Source organism: Limnohabitans sp., assembly GCF_046052765.1.
Taxonomy (GTDB): domain Bacteria; phylum Pseudomonadota; class Gammaproteobacteria; order Burkholderiales; family Burkholderiaceae_C; genus Limnohabitans.
The window spans coordinates 1-4,462 of record NZ_JAVLFQ010000012.1 but is presented as its reverse complement, the minus strand read 5'-3'; the positions used below and the strand labels follow the sequence as shown (position 1 = coordinate 4,462).

Sequence of the window (4,462 nt, the reverse complement as noted above, 5' to 3'; positions counted from 1 at the left end):
GCAGACGCCGAAGCAGCCAAGAAAAAATTGGAAGAAGCTGGCGCCAAGGTCGAGCTCAAGTAATCGGGAAAACAAAGGCTGGATGCCCTCACAAGGGGTCCCCAGCCTTTGGCGCTCTCAGAGCGCACCCGACAGCTGGTTCGTACCGGTTGTCGAGTGTCTTCTGAGCTGACTGCAGAAGAACCTTGGTTCGGGTTGTGTGCAATGCGCAACCGTCCGCCAACGCTGGTAGTGGCCAGCGGGCCAAGCACGACGCACACTTGCCCAGAGCAAACTGTGCGACCCCAGTCGCCGAGTGAATCAAGTCCGGAGAACTCATGGCCTACACATTTACCGAACGCAAGCGCATCCGCAAAAGTTTCGGCAGCCGCGACAGCGTGCTGGAAATTCCTTACCTGCTTCAAATGCAAAAAGACGCGTATACCGCTTTTTTGCAGGCAGATGTCCCTCCCAAAAAACGCACCAACGAAGGTTTGCAGGCGGCATTTGATGCGGCTTTCCCTATCGTTTCGCACAACGGTTTTGTCGAGATGAAATACCTCGAGTACAACCTGGCCAAACCAGCGTTTGATGTGCGCGAATGTCAGACGCGGGGTTTGACTTTCTCGTCAGCCGTGCGTGCTCGTGTGCAACTGATTATTTATGACCGTGATTCTTCAACGCCGCAATCCAAAGTGGTCAAGGAAGTCAAAGAGCAAGAGGTTTACATGGGCGAAGTGCCATTGATGACCGACAAAGGTTCGTTCATCATCAACGGCACCGAACGCGTCATCGTGTCACAGTTGCACCGTTCACCTGGTGTCTTTTTCGAGCACGACAAGGGCAAAACTCACAGCTCAGGCAAGCTGCTGTTTTCTGCTCGCATCATTCCCTACCGTGGTTCATGGCTCGACTATGAATTCGATCCCAAGGATATTTTGTATTTCCGCGTCGACCGCCGTCGCAAAATGCCGGTCACGATTTTGCTCAAAGCCATTGGCTTGACGCCCGAAGCCATTTTGGCTAACTTTTTCGTCAATGACAATTTCCGTTTGATGGACAGCGGCGCACAAATGGAATTTGTGGCTGAACGTTTGCGTGGCGAAGTCGCTCGTTTTGACATTACCGACAAAATCGGTAACGTGGTGGTTGCCAAAGACAAACGCATCACAGCACGCCACACCCGCGATTTGGACCAATCGGGTACCAGTCATATCAGCGTGCCAGAAGACTTCCTCATTGGCCGTGTGATCGCCCGCAATATTGTGGACGAAGAAACTGGTGAAATCATTGCCAAGGCCAACGACGAGTTGACCGAAGTGTTGTTAAAGAAACTACGCTCAAGTGGTGTGCATGATTTGCAATGCATCTACACCAACGAACTCGACCAAGGCACTTACATTTCACAAACCTTGCGTATCGATGAAACCGCTGATGAGTTTGCTGCGCGTGTCGCCATCTACCGCATGATGCGACCTGGCGAACCGCCCACTGAAGACGCGGTGCAAGCCTTGTTCCAGCGCTTGTTCTACAACCCCGATACCTACGATTTATCGCGTGTCGGGCGCATGAAGTTCAACGCCCGCGTTGGGCGTGACGAATCCACCGGCCCCATGGTGTTGAACAACGAAGACATCCTGGCTGTGGTCAAAATTTTGGTTGACTTGCGCAATGGCCGTGGTGAGGTAGATGACATCGATCACTTGGGCAACCGCCGTGTGCGTTGTGTGGGCGAACTCGCTGAAAACCAGTATCGCACTGGTTTGGCGCGGATTGAAAAAGCCGTCAAGGAACGTTTGGGTCAGGCCGAACAAGAGCCATTGATGCCCCATGACTTGATCAACTCCAAGCCGATTTCTGCTGCACTCAAAGAGTTTTTTGGCGCGTCACAGTTGTCGCAGTTCATGGACCAGACCAATCCCTTGTCAGAAATCACCCACAAGCGCCGTGTGTCGGCCCTTGGCCCAGGCGGTTTGACACGCGAGCGTGCCGGTTTTGAAGTGCGCGACGTGCACGTCACACACTATGGCCGGGTATGTCCTATTGAAACACCCGAAGGCCCGAACATCGGTTTGATCAACTCTTTGTCCTTGTATGCGAGATTGAACGAGTATGGATTCATTGAAACCCCATACCGTCGCGTGCATGATGGTCAAGTGACACGTGAAATCGATTATTTGTCTGCCATCGAAGAAGCCAAGTACGTGATTGCACAGGCGAATGCCACGCTAGACAAAGAAGACCGTTTGACCGGCGACTTGGTGTCTGCCCGTGAAAAAGGCGAATCTATTTTGTGCGGCAAAGAACGCGTGCAGTACATGGACGTGTCGCCAGCCCAAATCGTGTCAGTAGCGGCGTCTCTTGTGCCGTTTTTGGAGCACGATGATGCGAACCGCGCCTTGATGGGTGCCAACATGCAGCGCCAGGCCGTGCCTGTGCTGCGCCCTGAAAAAGCCTTTGTCGGTACCGGCATCGAACGCGTCGCCGCGATTGACTCGGGCACTGTGGTGACGGCTTTGCGTGGTGGTGTGGTTGATTACATTGATGCCACCCGCATCGTGGTGCGTGTGAATGACTCTGAAACACAAGCCGGTGAAGTCGGTGTCGATATTTATAACCTGATCAAATACCAGCGTTCTAACCAGAACACCAACATCCATCAGCGTCCCATCGTCAAGCGCGGCGACAAGTTGGCCAAGGGTGACGTGATAGCTGACGGTGCATCTACCGACCTGGGTGAACTGGCTTTAGGTCAGAACATGTTGGTCGCATTCATGCCTTGGAACGGTTACAACTTCGAAGACTCGATTCTCATTTCCGAGCGTGTCGTCGCCGAAGACCGTTACACCTCCATTCACATTGAAGAGTTGGTGGTGATGGCGCGTGACACCAAGCTGGGCGCAGAAGAAATCACACGGGACATTCCCAACTTGGCCGAACAACAACTCAACCGTTTGGACGAGTCCGGCATCATTTTTGTGGGCGCTGAAGTACAGCCCGGTGATGTGTTGGTAGGCAAGGTCACACCCAAAGGTGAGACCACGTTGACACCAGAAGAAAAACTGCTGCGTGCCATCTTTGGTGAAAAAGCCTCCGATGTGAAAGACACCTCACTTCGTGTCGATCAAGGTTCACAAGGCACGGTCATCGATGTGCAGGTGTTCACCCGCGAAGGGATTGTGCGTGACAAGCGCGCACAGCAAATCATTGACGATGAACTCAAGCGCTTTCGTCTCGATTTGAATGACCAGTTGCGTATTGTGGAGGCCGATGCATTCGACCGTATCCACAAATTGTTGCTGGGCAAAGTGGCCAACGGTGGACCAAACAAACTGCCCAAAGGCAGCAAAATCGACAATGACTACCTGACAGCCGTCGATCGTTTCCATTGGTTTGATATTCGACCTGCAGATGAAGATGTGGCTTCTCAGTTGGAGTCCATCAAAAATGCATTGGCCCAAACCCGTCACAGCTTTGACCTGGCTTTTGAAGAAAAGCGCAAGAAATTGACACAAGGCGACGAGTTGCCTGCTGGCGTGTTGAAAATGGTCAAAGTGTATTTGGCGGTCAAGCGTCGCTTGCAACCTGGCGACAAAATGGCTGGCCGTCATGGCAACAAAGGCGTGGTCTCCAAGATCGTGCCTGTCGAAGACATGCCTTACATGGCGGATGGAACACCGGTTGATATCGTGCTCAACCCGTTGGGTGTGCCCTCACGCATGAACGTGGGGCAGGTGTTGGAAGTGCATTTGGGCTGGGCTGCCAAAGGCATTGGCGAACAACTGGGACACATGTTGCAACAAGAATCCAAAGCCGCAGAGATTCGTGGTTTTCTGGAAACTTTGTACAACACCACAGGACACAAAGAAGACCTGGCCAAAATCGCGGATAAAGATGTCAAGGAAATGGCACACAACCTGTCGATGGGTGTGCCGTTTGCAACGCCAGTATTTGACGGTGCTTCCGAGGAAGACATCCGCACCATGTTGAAACTGGCTTATCCTGAAGACGTGGTGCAAGCCAAGGGTTTGACCAGCGCTCGTACACAAGCCCATTTGTTTGACGGCCGTACCGGAGACGCATTCGACCGTCCCACCACTGTTGGCTACATGCATGTATTGAAATTACACCACTTGGTTGATGACAAGATGCATGCGCGTTCCACGGGCCCCTACAGCTTGGTCACGCAGCAACCGCTGGGTGGTAAGGCGCAGTTTGGTGGCCAGCGGTTCGGCGAAATGGAGGTCTGGGCGCTCGAAGCCTATGGCGCTTCTTACACCTTGCAGGAAATGCTCACCGTCAAGTCCGACGACGTGCAAGGCCGCACCAAGGTATACGAAAGCATCGTCAAGGGCGAGCACGCGATCGAAGCGGGCATGCCCGAATCGTTCAACGTGCTGGTCAAAGAAATCCGTTCATTGGGCATTGATATTGAGTTGGAGCGTTCATGAAATCATTACTCGACCTCTTTAAGCAGTTCACA

Annotated in this window: 2 protein-coding genes; one reads left to right on the top strand and one right to left on the bottom strand. The window is 52.8% G+C overall.

What is annotated here, in order from left to right; genetic code table 11:
• Positions 1 to 260: hypothetical protein (locus AC9UG7_RS00775; protein ID WP_509583122.1), on the bottom strand; the 260-nt coding region annotated here is incomplete at its 3' end.
• A 57-nt stretch (positions 261 to 317) separates the two neighbouring features.
• On the opposite strand from AC9UG7_RS00775, the gene rpoB reads away from it, so the two are divergent.
• On the top strand, positions 318 to 4,430 hold the full coding sequence (rpoB, locus tag AC9UG7_RS00770) for a DNA-directed RNA polymerase subunit beta (RefSeq protein WP_509583120.1): 4,113 nt from the start codon (positions 318 to 320) through the stop codon (positions 4,428 to 4,430).
• Positions 4,431 to 4,462 lie beyond the last annotated feature (32 nt).